This is a genomic window from Sphingomonas sp. 37zxx (assembly GCF_000786205.1).
Classification (GTDB): Bacteria; Pseudomonadota; Alphaproteobacteria; order Sphingomonadales; family Sphingomonadaceae; genus Sphingomonas.
In genome coordinates this window covers 1-429 of the sequence record NZ_JROH01000133.1, presented here as the reverse complement: position 1 = coordinate 429, position 429 = coordinate 1, and the positions used below count along the sequence as shown (strand labels likewise).

Sequence of the window (429 nt, the reverse complement as noted above, 5' to 3'; positions counted from 1 at the left end):
CATGGAAACGCCAGCCATTGCCAAGCTGCCCGCCATAATCGAAATCGGTGCGATAGCTTTCATAATCCACACCGATGGTGGCCATCACCGAACCGCCTTCGACTTCACCGGTCTTAGAGATCAGGTTGATCACGCCGCCAGGTGCGTTGGACGCAAAGGTGGAAGCAGAACCGCCGCGAATGGATTCGACCTGGCCGACATTGAAATCTGCCCGGATGAAAATATCAGGCGTGAGCGCCTGCATATCGCCGAACTCCAGAACGGGCATGCCGTCTTCCTGGAACTGGATGTATTTGCTGCCACCATTGACCAGCGGCAGACCGCGCACGGTATAGCTGTTCTGCGATTCACCCGCGCCGGCTTCGACGCGGATGCCCGGGATGTTGCGAAACAGTTCGCCCAGCGATCGCGGGGCGATGCTGATGATCT

General features: G+C 58.0%; 1 protein-coding gene. It reads right to left on the bottom strand.

Going from position 1 to position 429, the window contains the following annotated elements; genetic code table 11:
* Positions 1 to 429 (bottom strand): TonB-dependent receptor plug domain-containing protein (locus tag QU44_RS17085; RefSeq protein WP_033923613.1); only part of this gene is annotated, 429 nt, incomplete at both ends.